Raw genomic sequence first — 20,543 nt, forward strand, 5'->3', positions numbered from 1 at the left:
CCGCACGTTATGATAGCGTTTCTTAGAAACTTTTCATCCGTAGGGCCAGGCAACTTAATGTCACAAGGCGAGAAGCTCTCACTTCTGCTTTTCTCAACTTTTATATGATACCAAGTTTTCTAGCCCTTGTCAAGATAAAAAGTTATTTTTTTGAAAAGTTTCTGCTCATTAACCAACCGTTTCGATTTTCCAACTATTCCACCCCTTAAAGCGTATAGCTCCTTGCTGGTCAATTCGATACACTTTGCTATTGATACCTTCCAGTCGGGTCAAGGTTTCCTGATGGGGGAGTTTCGTTCGATTATTCTTTCCAACTGAGATGAGAGTGATTTCTGGTCTGAGTTTTTCTAAAAAGGATGAACTTGATGACTTTTTAGAGCCATGTTGGCCAGCTTTCAAGACATCAACCTCTAAGTCAGGATATTGCTTCAGAAGATCCTTCTCTCCTTTCTCCTCCAAATTTCCTGTAAAAAGAAAGTTCTTATCCAAAAGTTTTCCATACAGAACCAGGCAATCTTCATGCCCTCCATCTCCCATTTTCCTTGGAGATAGAACTTCTAACTGACTTCCAAAAATTGGCAAGTTCTCTCCTACTGTCACACTACGCACCTTGGTTTGAGTCGCCTGTAGTTCTGCCACAAATTCCTTCTGTTTCAAACTGCCTTTTGACACTAAAATTTCGCCTACATGGAAAGCCTTGGTCACCTCCAACAAATCTCCAACATGCTCCTTGTCCGTGTTGGTCAAAATCAACTGATCAATCTTGGCCACTCCACGACTTTTGAGGTAGGGAATCAAGGTTCGCTGGGCATTGCTAGTCGTTACCTTTTCTTGCCAAGCCTCAATTTTCTTATTTGACTCTGCCTTGCCACCTACATCTATGAGAATGGTTTTCCCAGTTACATCCCGTAGGAAAATACTTTCCCCTTGCCCCACATCCAGCATGGTGATTTCATTTTCCAGTGGATGCTTGGTCAGGAAAAAGAGACCTGTAATCAATAAGCTTAATACTGCTAGCCTTTTAATGTTTTTTCTCAAATCATATACTAAAGCCAAGGAAATTAACAATAAAATCAAAAACCATGCATTGGGTTTGCCAAAGACTAGAGGTCTACTTGTCACCTGTGAGACCAAACGAATAATGCCCTCCAACCATTCAAAAATAAAATTCAGCTGAATGACTGGGTAGAGAAAGGAAAGGGCAAATAAGATAGACAAGAGCGGTAAGAAGACCAAGTCAAATAGAAAGGAAAAGACAAAGGTCAAAAGGATAGACCAAGGTTGAAATTCCGCAAAATAGAAGGATAGAATGGGCAATATGCCCAAGGAAATGACTAGACTTTCTCTAGCAACAGCCTTGAGCCCCTCCCCTTCTTTGCTGGTCATGGTCAAGATAAAAGCATAAGCGCAGGACAAGACTCCTCCTGCAGTCAGGAAAAAGTCGGGCATGATGATAAAGAGTACAAGCACCGTCAAGGCAAAATTATCCAAGCCCTTAACACCATGTTGAGCCAGTAACTTTTGCAAGAGACTGCGAATAACCGATGCTGAAAATCCTGTCATCCCTGCATAGATAAGGGAAAAGGGATAAGTCAGCCATTTCAACTTTTCTTGAGTCAAGCCCAATCGTAAGAGGAGTTTCTTAAATCCATCCATGAAAAAGCCTACCTGCATACCCGACAAGGCAAAGAGGTGGATAATTCCTAGACTGGAATAAAGCTCATTCATCTCCTCAAAGTCCGTGTCCAGATGTCCTAATAGAAGCCCCGTCATGTAATTGCGCATAGGATCTGGAAAATGTGTCTTAATCCAAACTACAGCCTTTCGACGTAAACTGGACAGGTTTTCACCTACATTCCAACTGCCAACCTTTTGAAGTGACTTGATACTCTTGATAGTCAGTGTCTGGTAAATCCCTTGAGTCTTCAAATAAGCTTTGTAGTCAAAACCACCAAAATTTCTCTGCCCGTCTGGCTCCGAAAGTTTTCCTTCTAGTTCTATCTCATGAAGGTCTGTTAAGGCTTGAAAGGCTTCTTTCTCCTCCTCGGACTGGAGTTGATAATAGACTTGAAAAATGCGGCCATCGGCCTTGCCACGAAAGGACAGACTGTCACCATTGACCTTAATAGTGTCGGGCAGAATCCGTACCCTTTCAACAGAATCCGCCAAATTTTGACTTGCTTGACTCTGTTGCCAATTTTGAAACAGAAACCAGAAACCAAAGATTCCACAAATCGCTAGAACTCTGCCTGCTGATTTCCAAGGAAATTGAATAAAGAGGCAGACTAGCAGAAAAACAAAGCCCAACAAAGCAAGATAGGATGCAGAAAAAATGGCGTAGTAAAGCCAGAGCAATAGAAAACTCAGGTAAATTAGGGGAATGGGGATGTTCTTAATCCACTGTAACATAGTCTTTTAACTTTTCTATCGTTTTAGCACCAATGCCAGAGACCTTCTTGAGTTCGTCTACTGACTTGAACTTGCCATTTGTTTCACGATGGTCAATAATATCCTGGGCTCGTTTTCCTCCCAACCCCTTGACCTGCTTGAGCTCTTCCAGACTGGCCTTGTTGAGATTGACCTTCTTTTCCTTGCTTGTTGAAGAAGTCGCTCCAGAACCTGACTGTTGACTAGCTTCTTCTCCCTTAGTTGGAACGTAAACCAGGGTCTCATCACTAACTTTCTGAGCTAGATTGAGCGACTTGCTATCTGCTTGTTCTGTCAAGCCACCAGCCTTCTGAACGGCATCATTGACCCGACTACCAACTGGCAAGTCATAAATACCCGGCGATTTAACAGCGCCTTTTACATCTACTGTGATTAGATTTTGTTCAAGAGATTCCTCATTTTCTTCCTTCCTCACTTCCTTTTCGGATACCGAATCCTTGGAAACAGCTGCAACTTCTGCATGCAAATTCGTTTCCTTGACAGGTGTTTGTTGAGCTGGCTTTAGCAGGAAAAATCCGCCAATAAACAAGCCTAGACCAGTACAGATGACAATGATTTTATACTCTTTGATTTTCTCGATAATTGCTTCCATATTTTCTCCTCTCTTAGATTATTCGTAAGAGGAAGAAAAAACAGTCGAAAAATTTCTTTTCAACTGCTTATTTATTTGCAAAATAGTCTTCCTTGATCAAGATATAATGAACTCTTGTAACGATTCGGCCTTCTTCATGCTGGTCCATACAAGCATATGGTTCTGCATAGGAAAAACGCATGCCTGATTTCTCCATGACCTTTCCAGATGCAGGATTATCCTTATCGTGAAGGGCGGTCAACTTGTTCATTCCAATCTTCTCAAAAGCCAGCTCAATCACAGCACGATTGGCTTCTGTCGTCAATCCTTGATTCCAATACTTTTTATTGATAATGTAGCCAATAGCTGCCTTCTTAAGAACAGAATCAATCTTGTGCAAATCAATAGTTCCGATAAATTCACCATTACTTTTTAATTCTATTCCCCAACGGCCCAAGGGATTAGCCAAGTAGAACTGAGCAATGTTATTCTTGGTTTCTTCCAAACTTTGATTTGTTTGAAAAGTATAGCGCGTATTGTCTCTGTCTGAGGCATACTCAAACATAGCTTCCGCATCATCCAAGGTTACAGGTCTAAGCAATAAACGCTCAGTCTCGACTATTGGATACTGAGCTAGTTTTAAAAAGATTGATTCCATACGTTTCTACCATTTAAAAGTATTTTTTACCAGTCTAGCATAAAAAAGAATTGATAACAAATTTTTCTTGCTTTTTAAAGCGGTTTCATATAGAATAAAATCATCACCTTATTTTATAGATAATTGTGATAAATCATTTACAACCCGTCAATAGAAAGTGAGATTTTCTCTATGTTAATCGGAATTCCAAAAGAAATTAAGAATAATGAAAACCGTGTTGCCCTCACACCTGCTGGTGTCCACAGCTTAGTCGGTCGTGGTCATCGCGTCCTTATCGAAACAAAGGCTGGTCTCGGTTCAGGATTTACTGATGCTGACTATCAAAAGCAAGGAGCTGAGATTGTTTCTACTGCTGCTGAAGCCTGGTCGGCCGAGTTGGTCGTCAAAGTAAAAGAACCACTAGCTTCTGAATATGGTTACTTACGTGACGACCTGCTTCTCTTCACCTACTTGCACATGGCCGCAGCTCCTGAATTAGCAGATGCTATGCTAGCAAAAAAAACAACAGGGATTGCCTATGAAACTGTTCGTGATCCCCAAGGTCAGTTACCACTCCTCGTACCTATGAGTGAGGTTGCAGGCCGTATGGCAGTCCAAATCGGCGCCCATTTCCTAACTAAGCAAGCAGGAGGTTCTGGTGTCCTACTAGGTGGTGTACCGGGTGTTCCTAAAGGAAAAGTAACCATTATCGGTGGCGGTGTCGTCGGGACCCATGCTGCCCGAATTGCGCTTGGTCTTGGTGCTCAAGTGACTATTTTAGATATCAGTGCGAAACGTCTTTCAGTACTTGAAGATGTCTTTGGCCATCAAATTCAAACTCTTATGTCCAATTCATTCAACATCGAATCAAGTGTCAGAGATGCGGATGTGGTGATCGGAGCGGTTCTCATCCCAGGTGCCAAGGCACCAAAACTGGTCACAGATGAGATGGTCAAGCAAATGCGTCCAGGATCAGTCATCGTTGACGTTGCCGTTGACCAAGGTGGCGTTATCGAGACAGCTGACCGTGTGACAACGCACGATGAACCTGTATATGAAAAACATGGTGTGCTCCACTATGCCGTTGCCAACATCCCTGGTGCGGTTGCTCGTACTTCAACCATTGCCCTAACCAATGTCACTCTTCCTTATATCGAATCTTTGGCTGGCAAAGGCTTCTCACAAGCAATCTCTGAAGATGAGGGCTTGCGCCAAGGTGTTACCACTTATCAAGGTTACTTAACCAGTCTTCCAGTAGCCCAAGGTCTCGATAAAAAATATACTCCAATTGACGAACTAATCTAAAAAAATCTAATTAGCAGATAAAAGAAAGATCAAGTCCACCTGACCTGCTCTTTTATACTATTCTGTTTCTTCTTGGCTTTCTTCACGCTCTTCATTTTTAATTGGAGCTGGTTCATAAGCTCGGATAATCTGAGCGACAACAGGATGGCGAACCACATCCTTAGCTGAAAAATGAACAAAGTCAATCTGATGGATGTTCTTGAGTTTTTCTTGGGCATCAATCAAACCTGACTTGACATTACGTGGCAGGTCAATCTGACTGCTATCTCCATTGACAATCATCTTAGAATTAAAGCCTAAACGAGTCAAAAACATCTTCATCTGCATGATGGTCGTATTTTGCGCCTCATCGAGAATGACAAAGGCATCATCCAAGGTCCGTCCACGCATATAGGCAAGAGGCGCAATTTCTATAATTTCACGCTCCATAAGACGAGTCGTTTGGTCTTTTCCCAGAATCTGATACAAGGCATCATAAACAGGTCGAAGATAAGGATCTACCTTCTCTTTGAGATCACCCGGAAGAAATCCAAGACTCTCTCCCGCCTCAACCGCTGGACGTGTCAAGATAATTCGTTTGACTTGCCCACGTTTAAGGGCAGTCACTGCCAAGGTCACTGCAAGAAAGGTCTTCCCTGTCCCTGCAGGCCCGATTCCAAAGGTCACATCGTGTTGTTTGACACTATCCACATAAAGCTTTTGTCCCAGGGTTTTGACACGAATAGGTTTACCAGTATTATCCTTGATGATTTCTTCTTCGTAAAGGGCGACAAACTTGTCGATTTCATCGTTTTTGACCATGCTAATCGCAGTCACCACATCTGGTGTACCAACGGTCATCCCACGGTTCACCAAGACCATGAGAGCTTGAATAACCTGACGAGCTTCCTCACAGGCAGTCTCTTCTCCCAAAACCTGCACAATCTCTGTACGGGCATGAATCACCACATCAAGCTCTTCTTCCATCAAACGAAGATGACGTTCATTGGAACCAAAAAGATGAAACAGGTCATCTGGATGACTCAGTTGAATGTCTATTGAATGTTCCTTCAAATAAAGAACCTCTCTAATCCTTTTATTTCTTTTTATTATAGCAAAGGGATGGAGAAATTACTAGCCCAAACCTAGTGAATCATGCTAGTGTTCTAAGTATTCTTGCCAGATAGCGTCAAAGTCTCCTAGGTTGAAAGAGAAACTGGCATGTTCCTCCAAAAAGCGACTCACCTCATCAAAATCATCTGTGTGTTTCGGAAATGCTGATTCTTCAAAAGCGAGGTCTGCCAAGATAGCTTTAGGACTATTACTTTTAGGATTGCGCTCAGTCATGAGCCAAGTGTAAAATGATTTTCTCATATATCTCCCTAAATCAACTCTGTCCCAAACTGGTCTTGTTTGATTTTACCAGCCTTCATCAAGCCACCGAGTGCTTTCTTGAACTGACCTTTAGAAATACCAAAGGTTGCTTTGATGTCGTCTGGAGATGACTTATCATTCAAGGTCATGAAACCGCCATTGCTTTCCAAGTAGGTCAAAATCATCTGGGCATCATTTTCCAACATTTCAAAGGAACGTGGTTTGAGGGAGAGATTCAGCGTACGGTCAACCTCGCGGAAACCAATGACACGCGCATCTAAGACTTGACCCAAACGTGGCTCTGCGTAGCGCTCACTAGGATGGATAAAGCCAAGCATGTTATTTTCTGGCAGGTAAACAAAAGTTCCTGACAGCTTGAGGCGGTAAACAATGGCTGGCCAGTTTTGGTTCTGCATGTTGTTGTAGGCAGGACGAGCCAGACGTTGGAAGTCTTCTTGATAAGCCAAGAGTCCCCAGATACGATCTTTCTTGTCCACTTCGAGACGGATGTAGAGTTGATCACCCTTCTTAGGCCAGAGTTCCTTAAGTTCAGGGAGGATATCTAGTGACACAACGATTTCCTTGTCAGGAAGACCTGTATCCACAAAGACACCCAAGTCCTTACGAACCTCTGTAACACGGCCCCAACCAAATTGATCCTGAGTTGCAGTTACTTCTAGAGTGGTCAAGCGGAGTTTCTGCTTCATATCCGTGTAGGCAAAACCCTTAACCGTATCCCCTACTGTATGCTGACCTTCTTCCTTAGTAAGAGCATAGGTTTGACCATCCTTTTGCACAAAGTAAAAACGGTCATTTTCATCTATGATCAGTCCAACGATAAAATTAGCAAGATTTGTATTCATATTTCCTTCTTTCGAATAAAACTCAGCCAGCAATGCCAACTGAGTTTTTCTGTTTATTTTTAGACTTCCAAAAGTTCTTTCTCTTTGTTGGCAGTCATGTCGTCGATGTGTTTAACAGCATCGTCTGTTACTTTTTGAATGTCTTTTTCAAGAGTCTTCAATTCGTCTTCAGTGATTTCTTTTGCTTTCTCTTGTTTCTTAGCTTCATCCATAGCATCGCGACGGATATTGCGGACAGCCACTTTAGCATTTTCACCGACCTTCTTCACTTCTTTAGCAAGATCACGACGAGTTTCTTCTGTTAGAGCTGGGATAACCAAGCGAATCACAGAACCATCGTTAGCTGGTGTGATACCAAGATCAGAAGCGTTCAAGGCACGTTCGATATCTTTCAATGAAGACTTGTCAAATGGTGTTACCAACAAAACACGCGCTTCTGGAATCGTAATTGAAGCGATTTGGTTAAGAGGAGTTTCTACTCCGTAGTATTCTACATGTACACGGTCAAGCAAGCTTGCATTGGCACGACCAGCACGGATACCACCAAATTCACGAGCAAGTGATTGGTGAGACTGGGTCATTCTCTCTTTAGCTTTTTCAATAATTGCGTTAGCCATAATCTTTCTTATTCCTTTTCTTCGATATTATTTGAAACTGTTGTTCCGATATTTTCACCAAATACGACACGTTTGATGTTGCCTGGTTGGTTCATGTTGAAGACAACCAAGTCAATGTCGTTATCCATTGAGAGGGTTGAAGCTGTTGAATCCATGATACGAAGACCTTTATTGATAACGTCACGATGGGTCAATTCTTCAAACTTAACGGCTGTTTTGTCCTTCTTAGGATCGGCATTGTAAACACCATCTACGCCATTTTTTGCCATAAGGATGGCATCCGCTTCGATTTCAGCTGCACGAAGAGCCGCTGTTGTATCGGTTGAGAAGTAAGGTGAACCAATTCCGGCACCAAAGATAACGATACGGCCTTTTTCAAGGTGACGAAGGGCACGTCCACGTACGTAAGGCTCTGCTACTTGTTGCATGGCAATAGCTGTTTGTACACGCGTATCGACACCAACTTGTTGCAATGAATCTGCCATCACAAGAGCATTCATAACAGTCCCAAGCATTCCTGTGTAATCTGCCTGAACGCGGTCCATTCCTGCTTCTGCAGCAGGTTCTCCACGCCAGAGATTTCCTCCACCGATAACAAGGGCAATTTCGATACCTAAGCTATGAACTTCTTGAATCTCTTTTGCGATTGTTTGAACTGTTTGGATATCAATCCCTACGCCACGTTCACCGGCAAGGGCTTCACCTGATAACTTGATTAAAATACGTTTATACTTGGGATTCGCCATTTTCACTCTCCTTTTTTTATCCTACCTATTTTATCACAATTTCTAAGATTTTTATAGTATCATGAGCAATTCTTTCAAAAAAATTAGACCGTTAAAAATTCCTCTAAATCGTTAAGGGCACGCTCTGCAATTTTTTCATAACGAGCCTTCTTATCACGAATACGTTCGCCTTCCAACTCTTTGATAATCCCAAAATTGACATTCATTGGTTGGAAATGTTTGCTATCAGCGTGAGTGATATAATGAGCCAGACTTCCAATCGCTGTGGTCTCTGGGAAGATAGCTTCACTTTCACCCTTAAAGAGACGAGCCGCGTTAATCCCCGCAACTAAGCCTGACGCTGCTGACTCAACATAACCTTCCACACCTGTCATCTGACCAGCAAAGAAGAGGTTTGGCTGTTTCTTAGAACGATAAGTCTGCTCAAGAAGATTTGGTGAATCCATGTAAGAATTGCGGTGCATGACCCCATAACGTACAAACTCCGCATTTTCAAGACCTGGAATCATTTGGAAGACACGTTTTTGTTCTCCCCATTTGAGGTGGGTTTGGAAACCGACGATATTGTAGAGGCTACCAGCTGCATTATCCTGACGAAGTTGAACAACCGCGTACGGTGTTTTGAATTCGCCATCACGAGGTCCAGTATAGTCGTCTGGATACTCCAGACCGACTGGTTTCATAGGACCATAAAGCATGGTTTTAATACCACGTTTGGCCATGACTTCGATAGGCATACAACCTTCAAAGTACTTTTCTTTTTCAAAGGAATTCAGCGGTGCTTCTTCCGCATTAACCAAGGCTTCATGGAAATCCATAAACTCTTGCTTGGTCATGGGCGCATTGAGATAGGCCGCCTCTCCCTTATCATAACGAGACTTGAGATAGACCTTGCTCATATCGATAGTGTTGACGTCGATAATAGGCGCTGCCGCGTCGTAGAAATAGAAGCCATCGCCGTCATTAAGGGCATGAATCTTCTCAGCCAGGGCATCGCTGGTCAAAGGACCAGTCGCCACAACTGTGATAACATCTGTCGGCAATTCTGTAATTTCATCACGAACCACTTCAATCAAGGGGTGGTTGGCCACTTTTTCGGTCACCATTTGAGAGAAACCATCACGGTCTACCGCAAGGGCTCCGCCTGCAGGAACACGTGTAGCCTCAGCAGATTCCAAGATGACAGAACCCAAGCGACGCATTTCTTCCTTGAGAAGACCAACAGCATTGGTCAAAGCATCCCCACGCAAGGAATTGGAACAAACTAACTCAGCAAAATTGTCTGTTTTATGCTGAGGAGTAGGTTTTACACCACGCATTTCATAGAGTTTAACTGGAATACCACGCTCTGCGATTTGGTAGGCTGCTTCAGAACCTGCCAAACCAGCACCGATAACATTGATATAAGATTGAGACACGACACTAATACCTCTTTGGGTGGAACCTAAGTTCATATCAAAACAAAGCACTAGCTTGTTTAACACCCACAAATCTTTCTATTTTTTTCTTCTACTAGTATAACAAAAAAAGGGAAGAAGGCAAACTTCCCTGTTTAGTCATTTTCTTGATTTTCTTCCCAGTCGTGGTAGGCAGCATAGAGCTGACTCTTGTTCCACTGGTAAATCTTAGCGACTTCCTTGATGGCTTGATTTTTCTTCATACCTTTCTGGATGCGGACTTGGATTTCTAAGAACAAGTCCTCCTCGTCCTTTTCCTCCAAATCTTGGCTAGCACCTTCAACGATGAGAAGACATTCACCCTTGAGAGGCGTTTCAGAGATGCTTTCCAGCAATTCAGAGATCTTTCCTCGTTGGTATTCTTCATAGATTTTAGTCAATTCCCTAACCAAGACGACCGAGCGGTCACCATAAACTGCTAGCATATTTTCCAACGTATCTGCCACACGATGGGGCGATTCATAGAAAATCTGAGTTTCAGGATAGTCTTTTTTCAAGTCGAAAAATTGCTTTTGCTGGCCTGATTTTCTCGGTAAAAAGCCGTAAAAGATATGTGGCTGTGGCGCTAAACCACTGGCAATCAAGGCAGAAATTCCTGCAGAGGCACCTGGAACAGTCACAACAGCAATCTCTTCCTCAATCGCTGCCTTAACCAAATCATGACCAGGGTCTGAGATGCTAGGCAGACCCGCGTCGGATACCTGAGCAATACTTTGCCCTGCTTTCAGGAAACCAATCAAATCAGGAATTTTTTCCTTAGCATTGTGCTCATGAAAACTAATCTGCTTAGTAGAAATGTCAAAATGCTTGAGAAGAAGACCTGTATTGCGCGTGTCCTCAGCAGCAATCCAGTCCACTTCTTTCAAGGTCTGGATAGCTCGAAAGGTCATATCATCTAGATTGCCAATCGGCGTTGCCACTAGGTACAGCTTACCGTAGGGAGACTGCCCCTTAAAACTTTTTTGAATCTGCATGCCTACTCCCTGTATAACAACTCATCACAGAACATACATTCCTCGTCCTGCTCCCGACGTTGCCCATAAAAATCATTACATACGTGAAATCCGTCTTTATAGATTCGACGGACACTTTCACGAACATGCTTAGCCTTGACAGGAGCGTCTGCTTCCACCTCACCCAAGCGTTCGCGCAACTTACTATTTTCTAAGCGAAGAGCTGTATTTTCTTCTACCAGGCTCTTGAGATTTTTCTTGATGGCTTCCACATCGGCCAAGGTTACCAATAACTGTTGGGAAAAATCATCCAGCGCGTCAAATAATTCTTTTTTGTCCATAAAACAGCCCTTTCCTTTCTTTATCATTCATTTTTGAGTTTATATTTCTTTCAAGACCAGATATTCCATGGCATTTTGAAAGCTGACATTAGCTTGCCACATTTTTCTAGCTTCTAGCAAATCTTGTAGAATCACTCTTACTCTTGCTTGCAGGAGGTCCTGCCCACAGAGGACTTCAAGAATCCGTAAAACCTGATCTTGTTTTTCCTTGTCATCTGCCAAGCTAGCTAGTTTAGCAACTTGCAAATAACTTTCTTTTTTCTTAGCTACTAACCAAGTCAGCAGGCGTTCACTTTCATCGACCAAGGTCCAAAAGCCTGCCTGATTTGCCAACTTTTCTGCTTCAGCTCGCGATTGACTAAACTGGGCTAAAAGAGTCGCTTTTTTCTTAACCAGTCCCAGTTGTTCTAAGAGCAAGATGAGTTTTTCTTCTTGCTTTTTAAAGTGGAAAATCTGGGTCCGACTTCGGATTGTCGGTAAAATCTTTTCTTCATCGCTTGTCAAGAAGAAAATATAAACCTCACTCTGGGGTTCTTCGATGACCTTGAGCAGAGAATTGGCTGCATTAGGATGCATTTTCTCAGCTTGCTCGATAATAAAGACCTGTTGCTGGCTTTCAATCCCTGCATGAGAAAACTGACCCACCAATTCCCGAATGCGTTCTGTCTTGATGACCTGATTGACTGGCTTAATTAAGGTGACATCTGGAAACTCTTCCTGTTCAATCAGCTTACAATTTCGGCATTTCTCACATGGTAAAACACCTACTTTATCCGTACAAAAGAGGCTCTTAGCCAAAAACTGCGCCATTTCCAAGCTTCCAAAGAAACCTGAAAAGAGATAGGCGTGATTGAGCTGGTCTTGCTCCAAAATACGGACAAAGCGGTCAAACTGATCTGGCTGCCAGGCCTTTAGTTGATCTTGTTTCATTTAGCTAATCCCATTCTATCAAACAAGATAGCCTTGGTAGTTTCCACAACTTGCTCCAAAGGGAGACTAGCATCAATCTTGACAATACGATTTCCTTCTTTGTCCAGAAGAGAAAGGTAGCCTTGACGGACTTTTTTATGCAAGTCCAACCCTTCTAAGTCCAAACGATTGACCTCACGATTGCTATTAGCAGCAATGCGAGCCAGTCCCTCTTCCACCTCGATGTCAAAATAGAGTGTCAAATCGGGTTTAAGGCCATCTGTCGCAAACTGATTGAGCCAATCAATGGCGTCAATATCCAAGCCACGACCAAATCCCTGATAGGCAACGGAACTATCGATGAAGCGGTCCATAATGACCAACTTGCCAGCTTCAAGTGCTGGAAGAACTTTTTCCACCAAGTGCTGTCTGCGACTAGCAATATAAAGAAGCAACTCTGTCTTCGCATCCATCTGAGTATGACTTGGGTCCAAAATTACTTCCCGAATCTTCTCCCCAATCAAGACTCCGCCTGGTTCACGGGTCGTCAGAACCTCTACCCCTTTTTCCTCTAAAATTGGTAGCAGAGCCTCTAAAACACTGGTCTTTCCTGCTCCCTCTGGTCCCTCAAGAGAGACTAAAAATCCTTTTGACATGTCTAACTCATTTCTTTTTTACTACTTCTATTCTATCAAAAAAATAGGGGTTTGTGACAATCTTTTTGCTTCTCATTTCAACCACCATAAAAGAGGCAGACAAAACTACCTCTTATTTACCTAGTTCTTGTGTTCGTTTGTAGGCTTGACCAACTGCATCCATGACTGTTCCTCGAAAAGCATGCGCTTCTAGGCTTGCTACACCAGCGATAGTCGAACCACCTGGGCTACAGACTTGGTCTTTCAAGACCCCAGGATGTTGCTGACTTTCAAGGACCAATTGCCCAGCTCCTACCACGGTTTGAGCTGCCATTTTTAAAGCTGTTTCCCGTGGCAATCCTGTCTGAACACCTGCATCTGCCAAGGCCTCAATAAAGAGATAGACAAAAGCCGGCCCACAGCCTGCAAGACCTGTCGCCGCGTCGATTAAGCCTTCTCCTAGTTCAACCAAGAGACCAGCCTTAGTTAAAAGCTGACAAAAGAGATCACTGTCCTCAACCCTGCAATTAGGAGACAAGGCATAGCTAATCACTCCTTGACCGATAGAAGCAGGAGTATTTGGCATCATACGAATAATTCTGTGTTGATTTGGGATAAGACTTGCTAGTTTTTCTAAAGTCAATCCAGCTGCCATGGAAATCAAAAGAAGACTTTCTCTTTTTTCAAGGATGGTCTGGTATTGAGAAAGCAGTTCAGAAAACTGAGCAGGCTTAACTCCTAGAAAAATCACATCTGCTTCTGCGAAGATTTCGTCATTGCTAGAAGCCTGACCGCCAAAGTCGGCGATGAAAGCATCCACCTTGGCTTGACTACGATTGGCAAGGAGAAGGTCATCACCCGTCTTGGCCTGCAAAACAGCCTTGGCCAAACTAGCACCCATATTCCCCAAACCGATAAATCCAATCTTCATCTCTTACTCCCTTATCTGTCCGTCACCAGTAACCACATACTTGTAGCTAGTCAACTCCTTCAAGCCCATTGGACCACGCGCGTGCAGTTTCTGAGTAGAAATCCCCATTTCACAACCAAGACCAAATTGGCCTCCATCTGTGAAACGAGTTGAGGCATTGACATAAACCGCTGCTGAGTCCACTTGATCTGTAAAGTAAGCTGCAGCTTCAGCATTTTCCGTCACAATGGCATCCGAATGATGGGTACTGTGAGCTTCAATGTGGGCAACCGCTTCTTCTAAACTGCTCACAACCTTAACAGCTAGGACATAGTCTAAAAACTCAGTGTCAAAGTCTTGGGCCGCAGCTGCTTTACCTGAAACAAACTGACTCGCTTTCTCATCCAAGCGGAATTGAATTGGCTCCAGTCCAGCTTCCTTGCGCTCTGCAACTAGAACTTGCTCCAAGCGAGGAAGGAAGCTTGCTGCTTTGTCTTCATGAACAAGTAGAACCTCCATGGCATTGCAGACAGAAGGACGACTAGTTTTGGCATTGTTGATGATAGACAGTGCCTTGTCCTCATCTGCGTCCTTATCGACATAAACATGGACAATCCCAGTTCCTGTCTCGATAACTGGTACAATAGCATTTTCAACCACTGCATTGATCAAACCAGCCCCTCCACGAGGAATGAGCAGGTCTAGATAGCCCTTGGCCTTCATCATAGCATAGCTACTTTCACGGCTGGTATCTTCCACTAGTTGAATCACATCTGGATGAATGGTCGTTGTCTCCAAACCCTTCTTCAAGGCTGTGACAATGGCATGGGCCGTTTGATAGGCATCCTTACCACTACGAAGAACAACTGCATTTCCACTTTTAAGAGCCAAAGCAGCCGCATCAGACGTCACATTTGGACGGCTTTCATAGATTATACCAATAACTCCCATAGCTACACGTTTCTTGGTGATAACCAAGCCATTTTCAAGCTGACTTGTTTCCAAAACTTCACCGATTGGATCTGGTAAAGCAACCACTTCACGAATCCCGGTTGCCATTGCTTCTATACGACTTGCATCCAAATAAAGACGATCCAGCATTACATCTGAGATTTTACCCTTAGCAGCTTCCATATCAAGGGCATTGGCTGCTAAAATTTCCTCAGTAGCTGCTAATAAGTGATCAGCCATGGCTAGCAAGGCTTGGTTTTTCACCTCTTCACTAGCTGTGTTAATCGATTTTTTAACAGCCTGTACCTGTTCAAATTGTTCTTGTGTACTTACCATAATTTACCTCTAAAATTCTGTAAAGAGTAGTTGGATTTCAGGAGTAATGGAAATCCAATCGTCACGGTGAATCAAGACACCTTTGGCTTTTTGAGAACGCAACATATCCTCCAAAGCAGATGCTCCAAATTGCACGCGTCCTTTTCCAAGTGATTTTCCACTTTCCTTGTCAAATACTGTCACAATATCACCGTAAGAAAAGGCCCCTTCTGCGTCAACTACACCAGATAAGAGAAGACTCTTTCCATGTTGGGAGAGAGCTTCTGCAGCCCCTTTATCAACCCAAATAGAACCCTGACTCTGAGCATAGAATGCAAGCCATTGTTTCTGGGTACGAAGTCCCTTCTCTTGCGCAACAAAGTAAGAACCATCCTTGGTCTCCTCAGCCGCCTCAATCATAGCATCTGCCTTCAAGGATGAGCAGATATAAACAGGAACTCCTGATTCTGTCGCAATAGTTGCAGCCTTGATTTTGGTTAGCATGCCCCCAGTTCCATTTGACGAGCCAGCTCCACCAGCCATATCAATAATCTCACGATTGATGGTCTCGATTTTCTCCAAGCGTTTGGCTTTTGGATCTGAATTAGGATTTCCAGTATAGAGACCGTCCACATCTGTCAAGAGGACTAAAAGGTCTGCTTGGACCATGGCCGCTACCTGGGCACTAAGAGTGTCATTGTCCCCAACCTTGAGCTCATCAATAACGACACTGTCATTCTCGTTGATGATAGGAATTGCCCCACGACTAAGTAGAACTGACAAAGCCTGATGGGCATTTTTATAACGGCGCTTATCCACAAAGTCATCCTGGGTCAGCAAGATTTGTGCAGAAACGATTTGGCGCAAGAGAAGGTTGGTCGTGTATTCTTCCAACAAAAGCCCTTGTCCTACCGCTGCTGAGGCCTGTTTATCAGCAATCTTAGTCGGACGCTTTTTAAATCCTAAGGCTCCAAAACCAGCAGCAATGGCACCCGACGACACCAAAATCAACTCATGACCAGCTTCGTGCAACATAGCCAATTGCTGGGTAATAGCCTTTACCTTACTACGTGATAAACTTCCATCCTCATTCGTCAGAGAAGAAGTCCCCACCTTAAAGACAATCCGTTTGAATTTCATAGTCTCACTCCGATTCTTCATATTTATCCATTATAACATGAATGGCAGGAAATAGAAAAGAGTTGATAGGAAAAAGAAGGCCCTAAAACCTTCTTTTTTACTGCTGTTCTGATTCCGATTTATTTGCACTTGTTTCAGTGCTTTGTGAAGTTGAAGAAGTCAAATCTTGACTAGTTGAAGAACTTGTAATACTTTCGTGTTGACTCGTTTCTTTATTTTCAAGATCTTTTTTCACTACTTCATTGGATTCTTTTATTTCTGAGTTACTTGTATCTCTAGTTGTAGCAGATTTCTCTACCGGAACATCCACTAACCAGGCACCACTTGAATCAACAGTATAGCCTTCTGGTGTCTTACCGTTCACAAGTAATTGACCATTTTCTTTCAAGAAGTACCATTTATCCTTGTCTTTAATCCAACCAACAGCTCGTGAACCGTCTTCCTTATAGAAATACCAATCATTTGCCTTTTTAAGCCAGCCTTGCTTCATAGCTCCTGATTCTTCTAGATAGTAATGATGACCAGAAACTTCTATCTCGCCTGTCTTCATGGTACCAGTAGAATCCATATAGTACCAGGTTTCTTTATCTTTTACCCAGCCCGTTTTCATTTCCCCTGATTGAGCAAAATAGTACCATTGTCCATCAATCTTACGCCATCCTGTTATCATATCCCCATCATTTGATAGATAATAGGTCTGACCGCCAGTATTAAGCCAACCAGTCTCCATCTGATTTTCTTTGTTGAAATAATACCAGCTTCCATTGATTTTCTTCCAATTTTTAGCAGATGCACCAGAGTCTGTCAAATAGAACCAACGATTGTTCCATTTTTTCCATTGATTCTGTAACAAGATACCCGTTTGGTTGAAGTAATACCATTCACCCTTGATTTCATTCCAACCAACTGCATATTCTCCTGTAGAGTCAGGCGCTTGATACCACCAGTTTCCATAAGCACTCTTATGCCAACCAGCTTGAAAACTTGGAATCTGCTTGTAAGAAGTTGAAATATTGACAAAACCATCTTGTCGAATATCAAAAACTGTCGCATCATAGTCTTTGCTGGCTGCGTTAATTCTCTCAATTCCTCGTTCTTTGAGCCAATTGACATACTCACTATCAACACCATTTTTCCAAGGTAAACTATCCGAAGTTTGAACAATCAAACTCGGACTCAAATTTTTAATGAAATCCTTGGTGTTTGATTTATTGGTATCATAGTGATGATTAAACTTCATCAAATCAACTTTTCCAATGAGAGGACCATACTTGTCTTCTGCTCCATGAGCATTATCCAAATCTCCTCCGAGGTAAATTTTCTTACCATTGACTTTCACTACACTAATCAAAGAATTAGAATTGTCATCCCAAATTTTCTTTAATTCACCTGATGAATCAGTTTCATTTTCATAGTTATAGAGTTGAATATCCATGTCCCCAAACTGAAAATGAGCATCTCCTTGTGTAATGTTTTGAATAACTGAAACACCTTTTTCTGCAGAAGTCTGTAAAACCTTATCATAGCCATACAGATTATCCCATAGATGAGTTGGTGTTGTAATCCGACTATCAGAGTATTTTTTCATGTAGATACGGCCAACTGGATAGGTTTGCAGTAACTCATCAACGTTTCCAATATGGTCACTATGGGTATGGGTTACCAAAATAAAATCAAGTTTTTGGACACCCAATTCCTTTAAATGTCGTGAAACACGATCTGTCAGAACATGCTTGTATGACGTCTCAATTCCTTCTCTCCATGGATAACGAGAATCACTTCCGTCTGAGAAATCATAATCTTCTCCTGTATCCACCATGGCAAAATGTCCATTACTTTCAAGAATAATTGCATCACTGCCACCTTCTTGAACATTAATAAAGTGAATTTTGTTTCCTGAGCTTTCTTGAGCTTGAACATTCCCATACCATGACAAACCTAAAAAAGCGCCTACAAGTGCCAAACTAGTTAATTTCTCTTTCATTCTTACTTTCTCAATCTCTCCAATGTTTCCTTAAAAATATCTGGGATATCTGCTGTAAATTCCAAGGTCTCACCTGTTCGTGGATGCGTAAATCCTAGAGTCTTGGCATGAAGAAATTGTCCATGTCCTTTCAGAGTCTTGCGAGGACCATAGACTTCATCACCAGCGACTGGATGACCAATATAAGCCATGTGAACACGGATTTGGTGGGTGCGCCCTGTCTCCAGTTGCAACTCTACTAAGCTATAATCACCAAAGCGTTCCAAAACGTGAAAACGGGTTACCGCAGGCTTACCTTTGGCAGTCACAGCCTGTTTCTTACGGTCTTTTTCACTACGGCCAATCGGAGCTTCAATGACACCCCGATCATTGGGCAAATTTCCATGAACAATCGCCCAATATTTGCGGAGAGACTTTTTATCCTTGAGTTCTTGGGCAAGTGCTAGATGTGCCTCATCGTTTTTAGCAATCATGAGAAGGCCTGACGTATCCTTATCAATACGGTGAACAATTCCTGGACGCAGAACCCCATTGATACCAGACAAGTCCTTAATATGATACATAAGGGCATTTACTAGGGTTCCACTAGTATGACCAGCACTCGGATGCACAACCATTCCCTGAGGTTTGTTAACGACAGCCACATCCTCATCTTGGTAGATGATTTCTAGCGGAATATCCTCAGCCACATACTCTAATACCTCTGGTTCTGGCACATGGTAAGTGACGACATCGCCCTCTTGGACAGTGTATTTAGCTTTCTTGACTTGGCCATTGACCAAAACCTGACCTGATTTGATTTGTTCATTCGCGAGACTGCGTGATAATTCTGTCAAATCCGACAAAGCCTTATCTAAACGCAGGCCACCAGTTTCAATTTTAATTTCCATTTATTTCCTCTTTTAGCATTGCAATCAATAAAACAATCACTCCAACCGTCAGATAGCTATCTGCCACATTGAAAATTGCAAAATTGATAAAGTCAAGGTGAAACATATCCACAACAAAGCCCTGACTCACCCTGTCAATAAAGTTTCCAAGACCACCTGCAATAATCAAGGTCAAACCCAAGACCATCCATAGTGAGTCCTCCATGTGTTTATGTAGATACCAAATGGCACCTACCATAACGACAAGTGTAATGATAGCAAATAACCACTGCTGGTCTTGTAGCATCGAAAAGGCAGCCCCTCGATTTTGCAGGTAGGTCAAGCTAACGAAATTGGGAATCCAAGAACGCACTTCACCCAGTGGAATCTGCTGAACGATATAGGATTTTACCAACTGATCCAGCCCAATCAAAAGCAGTACAATGACTGCCACTATTCCTCTTTTTTTCATGATTTCCTCTTTTGATCAAAATATTCTTGCATGACTTCTACAAAGAGAGTCCCAGCTTGACTGAGTTCCACTTCCTCACGTTTGACATAAACCATGCGGTTATCTAAATTATCCTTGAGACGAATAACTGTAATGCCATTGACACTGTCACTATCTAAAAATCCAGAACCAGTCGCATAGGCGTCCGTCCGCTCTAAAATACCATTCAAGGTAGCGCGGTCTGTCACATTAAACATCTGTGAGCTCGCACTGGTATCGACAAAGTTCTCTGAATAATAAAGGTACTCGTCTTTCTCTTGAGTAAAACGAACCGTTGGTAAATCTGCTAAATCCTCCATGACCAATTCCTCTTTCTGAGCTAAAGGGTGCCCCTCGCGGAGATAAATGTGGGTATGAAAGGGAATTAATTCAATGACCTCTAAGCCTAGCTTTTCAACCCGTTGCATAATCCCTTTTTTATTTTGATTGTTGAGGTAGATAATCCCGATATCACTATGCCCTTGGGCCACTTCGTCTAAGATTTGAACAGTAGTTGATTCAAAAATACGGAAGTTCTTATAGTCAGGATAGCGCTCTGAAAAGGCCGTAATCGTTGGTGGCAAGAAGTCATAGTGCTGACTAGCAATGGAAAATTCATCTTTTTCTTCCTCAGGGTTGGCATACTGATTTTGAAAAATATCAAATCCTTTAACCAATTCTTGCGCTTTTTCATAGAATTCCATACCACGACGAGTCAAGAAAGTCCCTGAGCTGGTCCGACGGAAAATCTTAAAGCCCAACTCTTTTTCCAAATCACGAACAGAAATGGACAGACTCGGCTGACTAACATACATCTTTTCAGCAGCTTCACGGAAAGTACCGCTATTCGCAATGGCAACAACATAGCGTAATTGTTGAATGTTCATCTTCTACCCCCAACTTCTTTATTTTTTCATTATACCATATTTTAGTAGTTTTCCAAAAAGGAAAAAAGTCAGGAAACTTTCAAATCTCAATGAATACTCTAACCTCCCAAGACAAAAATTAGAATGATATCTTTTTTCAGTCTTCATATGAGTTCAAACAAA

General features: G+C 42.5%; 22 protein-coding genes and 1 other annotated feature (1 of these 23 running past the window's edge). Of the genes, 2 read left to right on the top strand and 20 right to left on the bottom strand.

Annotated features, from left to right (window positions below; genetic code table 11):
* Positions 1-96 (bottom strand) — a sequence feature (ribosomal protein L20 leader region) (it extends 36 nt beyond the left edge of the window).
* A gap of 72 nt (positions 97-168) precedes the next feature.
* The 3 genes from ABKJ27_RS05380 to ABKJ27_RS05390 form a co-directional block, all read right to left on the bottom strand.
* Entirely contained in the window at positions 169-2,409 is a 2,241-nt protein-coding gene (locus tag ABKJ27_RS05380) for a DNA internalization-related competence protein ComEC/Rec2 (protein ID WP_410011478.1), read from the bottom strand.
* Positions 2,393-3,040, bottom strand: coding sequence for a helix-hairpin-helix domain-containing protein (locus tag ABKJ27_RS05385; RefSeq protein WP_410011479.1), 648 nt, complete (start codon positions 3,038-3,040; stop codon positions 2,393-2,395). The genes ABKJ27_RS05380 and ABKJ27_RS05385 overlap by 17 nt, the downstream gene beginning before the upstream one ends.
* Before the next feature lie 67 nt (positions 3,041-3,107).
* A complete protein-coding gene (locus ABKJ27_RS05390) occupies positions 3,108-3,677 on the bottom strand; it encodes a GNAT family N-acetyltransferase (RefSeq protein ID WP_410011480.1) in 570 nt (189 codons plus the stop codon).
* Positions 3,678-3,848: 171 nt separating this feature from the next.
* Here ABKJ27_RS05390 and ald point away from each other — a divergent pair, with 171 nt between their 5' ends.
* Entirely contained in the window at positions 3,849-4,961 is a 1,113-nt protein-coding gene (gene ald, locus ABKJ27_RS05395) for an alanine dehydrogenase (RefSeq protein WP_084951293.1), read from the top strand.
* 57 nt (positions 4,962-5,018) lie between these two features.
* Here the strand turns inward: ald and ABKJ27_RS05400 are convergent, their stop codons facing one another.
* The 17 genes from ABKJ27_RS05400 to ABKJ27_RS05480 all read right to left on the bottom strand — a co-directional run bounded on the left by ABKJ27_RS05400 (position 5,019) and on the right by ABKJ27_RS05480 (position 20,381).
* Positions 5,019-6,014 carry a PhoH family protein gene (locus tag ABKJ27_RS05400; protein WP_261082739.1) on the bottom strand — a complete coding sequence of 332 codons (996 nt, stop codon included), beginning with the start codon at positions 6,012-6,014 and terminating at the stop codon, positions 5,019-5,021.
* 84 nt (positions 6,015-6,098) lie between these two features.
* The gene (locus tag ABKJ27_RS05405; protein ID WP_001232084.1) at positions 6,099-6,314 is read right to left on the bottom strand and encodes a YozE family protein; all 216 of its coding nucleotides are present in this window, start codon (positions 6,312-6,314) and stop codon (positions 6,099-6,101) included.
* Between the two features lie 8 nt (positions 6,315-6,322).
* Complete coding sequence (gene cvfB, locus ABKJ27_RS05410) at positions 6,323-7,177, bottom strand: RNA-binding virulence regulatory protein CvfB (RefSeq protein ID WP_265526680.1); 855 nt, start codon at positions 7,175-7,177, stop codon at positions 6,323-6,325.
* Positions 7,178-7,236: 59 nt separating this feature from the next.
* A complete protein-coding gene (gene frr / locus ABKJ27_RS05415) occupies positions 7,237-7,794 on the bottom strand; it encodes a ribosome recycling factor (RefSeq protein ID WP_001262225.1) in 558 nt (185 codons plus the stop codon).
* 8 nt (positions 7,795-7,802) lie between these two features.
* Positions 7,803-8,540, bottom strand: a complete 738-nt coding sequence (gene pyrH, locus ABKJ27_RS05420; RefSeq protein ID WP_000002996.1) for a UMP kinase — start codon at positions 8,538-8,540, stop codon at positions 7,803-7,805.
* Positions 8,541-8,623: 83 nt separating this feature from the next.
* Positions 8,624-9,958, bottom strand: coding sequence for a methylenetetrahydrofolate--tRNA-(uracil(54)-C(5))-methyltransferase (FADH(2)-oxidizing) TrmFO (gene trmFO / locus ABKJ27_RS05425; protein ID WP_346743955.1), 1,335 nt, complete (start codon positions 9,956-9,958; stop codon positions 8,624-8,626).
* 134 nt (positions 9,959-10,092) lie between these two features.
* Positions 10,093-10,971 carry a 16S rRNA (cytidine(1402)-2'-O)-methyltransferase gene (gene rsmI, locus ABKJ27_RS05430; protein ID WP_410011481.1) on the bottom strand — a complete coding sequence of 293 codons (879 nt, stop codon included), beginning with the start codon at positions 10,969-10,971 and terminating at the stop codon, positions 10,093-10,095.
* A gap of 2 nt (positions 10,972-10,973) precedes the next feature.
* Positions 10,974-11,291: a DNA replication initiation control protein YabA gene (yabA, locus tag ABKJ27_RS05435; RefSeq protein WP_000358227.1), complete on the bottom strand. Its 318-nt coding sequence runs from the start codon at positions 11,289-11,291 to the stop codon at positions 10,974-10,976.
* Positions 11,292-11,330: 39 nt separating this feature from the next.
* The gene (locus ABKJ27_RS05440; RefSeq protein ID WP_410011482.1) at positions 11,331-12,221 is read right to left on the bottom strand and encodes a DNA polymerase III subunit delta'; all 891 of its coding nucleotides are present in this window, start codon (positions 12,219-12,221) and stop codon (positions 11,331-11,333) included.
* The gene (gene tmk, locus ABKJ27_RS05445) at positions 12,218-12,856 is read right to left on the bottom strand and encodes a dTMP kinase (protein ID WP_410011483.1); all 639 of its coding nucleotides are present in this window, start codon (positions 12,854-12,856) and stop codon (positions 12,218-12,220) included. The genes ABKJ27_RS05440 and tmk overlap by 4 nt, the downstream gene beginning before the upstream one ends.
* Before the next feature lie 112 nt (positions 12,857-12,968).
* The gene (gene proC, locus ABKJ27_RS05450; RefSeq protein WP_084926431.1) at positions 12,969-13,766 is read right to left on the bottom strand and encodes a pyrroline-5-carboxylate reductase; all 798 of its coding nucleotides are present in this window, start codon (positions 13,764-13,766) and stop codon (positions 12,969-12,971) included.
* Between the two features lie 3 nt (positions 13,767-13,769).
* Positions 13,770-15,032 carry a glutamate-5-semialdehyde dehydrogenase gene (locus tag ABKJ27_RS05455; RefSeq protein WP_410011484.1) on the bottom strand — a complete coding sequence of 421 codons (1,263 nt, stop codon included), beginning with the start codon at positions 15,030-15,032 and terminating at the stop codon, positions 13,770-13,772.
* A 9-nt stretch (positions 15,033-15,041) separates the two neighbouring features.
* Positions 15,042-16,151 carry a glutamate 5-kinase gene (gene proB, locus ABKJ27_RS05460; RefSeq protein WP_000669647.1) on the bottom strand — a complete coding sequence of 370 codons (1,110 nt, stop codon included), beginning with the start codon at positions 16,149-16,151 and terminating at the stop codon, positions 15,042-15,044.
* A 97-nt stretch (positions 16,152-16,248) separates the two neighbouring features.
* Positions 16,249-18,135, bottom strand: a complete 1,887-nt coding sequence (cbpE, locus tag ABKJ27_RS05465; protein WP_410011485.1) for a phosphorylcholine esterase CbpE — start codon at positions 18,133-18,135, stop codon at positions 16,249-16,251.
* A 2-nt stretch (positions 18,136-18,137) separates the two neighbouring features.
* Positions 18,138-19,025, bottom strand: a complete 888-nt coding sequence (locus tag ABKJ27_RS05470; protein WP_410011486.1) for an RluA family pseudouridine synthase — start codon at positions 19,023-19,025, stop codon at positions 18,138-18,140.
* On the bottom strand, positions 19,015-19,476 hold the full coding sequence (gene lspA / locus ABKJ27_RS05475; RefSeq protein WP_410011487.1) for a signal peptidase II: 462 nt from the start codon (positions 19,474-19,476) through the stop codon (positions 19,015-19,017). Before lspA ends, ABKJ27_RS05470 begins: the two co-directional genes overlap by 11 nt.
* Positions 19,473-20,381, bottom strand: a complete 909-nt coding sequence (locus tag ABKJ27_RS05480; protein WP_410011488.1) for a LysR family transcriptional regulator — start codon at positions 20,379-20,381, stop codon at positions 19,473-19,475. Before ABKJ27_RS05480 ends, lspA begins: the two co-directional genes overlap by 4 nt.
* Between ABKJ27_RS05480 and ABKJ27_RS05485 the strand changes: the two genes are divergently transcribed.
* On the top strand, positions 20,374-20,508 hold the full coding sequence (locus ABKJ27_RS05485; RefSeq protein WP_410011489.1) for an AraC family transcriptional regulator: 135 nt from the start codon (positions 20,374-20,376) through the stop codon (positions 20,506-20,508). The genes ABKJ27_RS05480 and ABKJ27_RS05485 overlap by 8 nt on opposite strands.
* Positions 20,509-20,543 lie beyond the last annotated feature (35 nt).

Source organism: Streptococcus sp. KHUD_011, from assembly GCF_046352925.1.
Lineage (GTDB): Bacteria > Bacillota > Bacilli > Lactobacillales > Streptococcaceae > Streptococcus.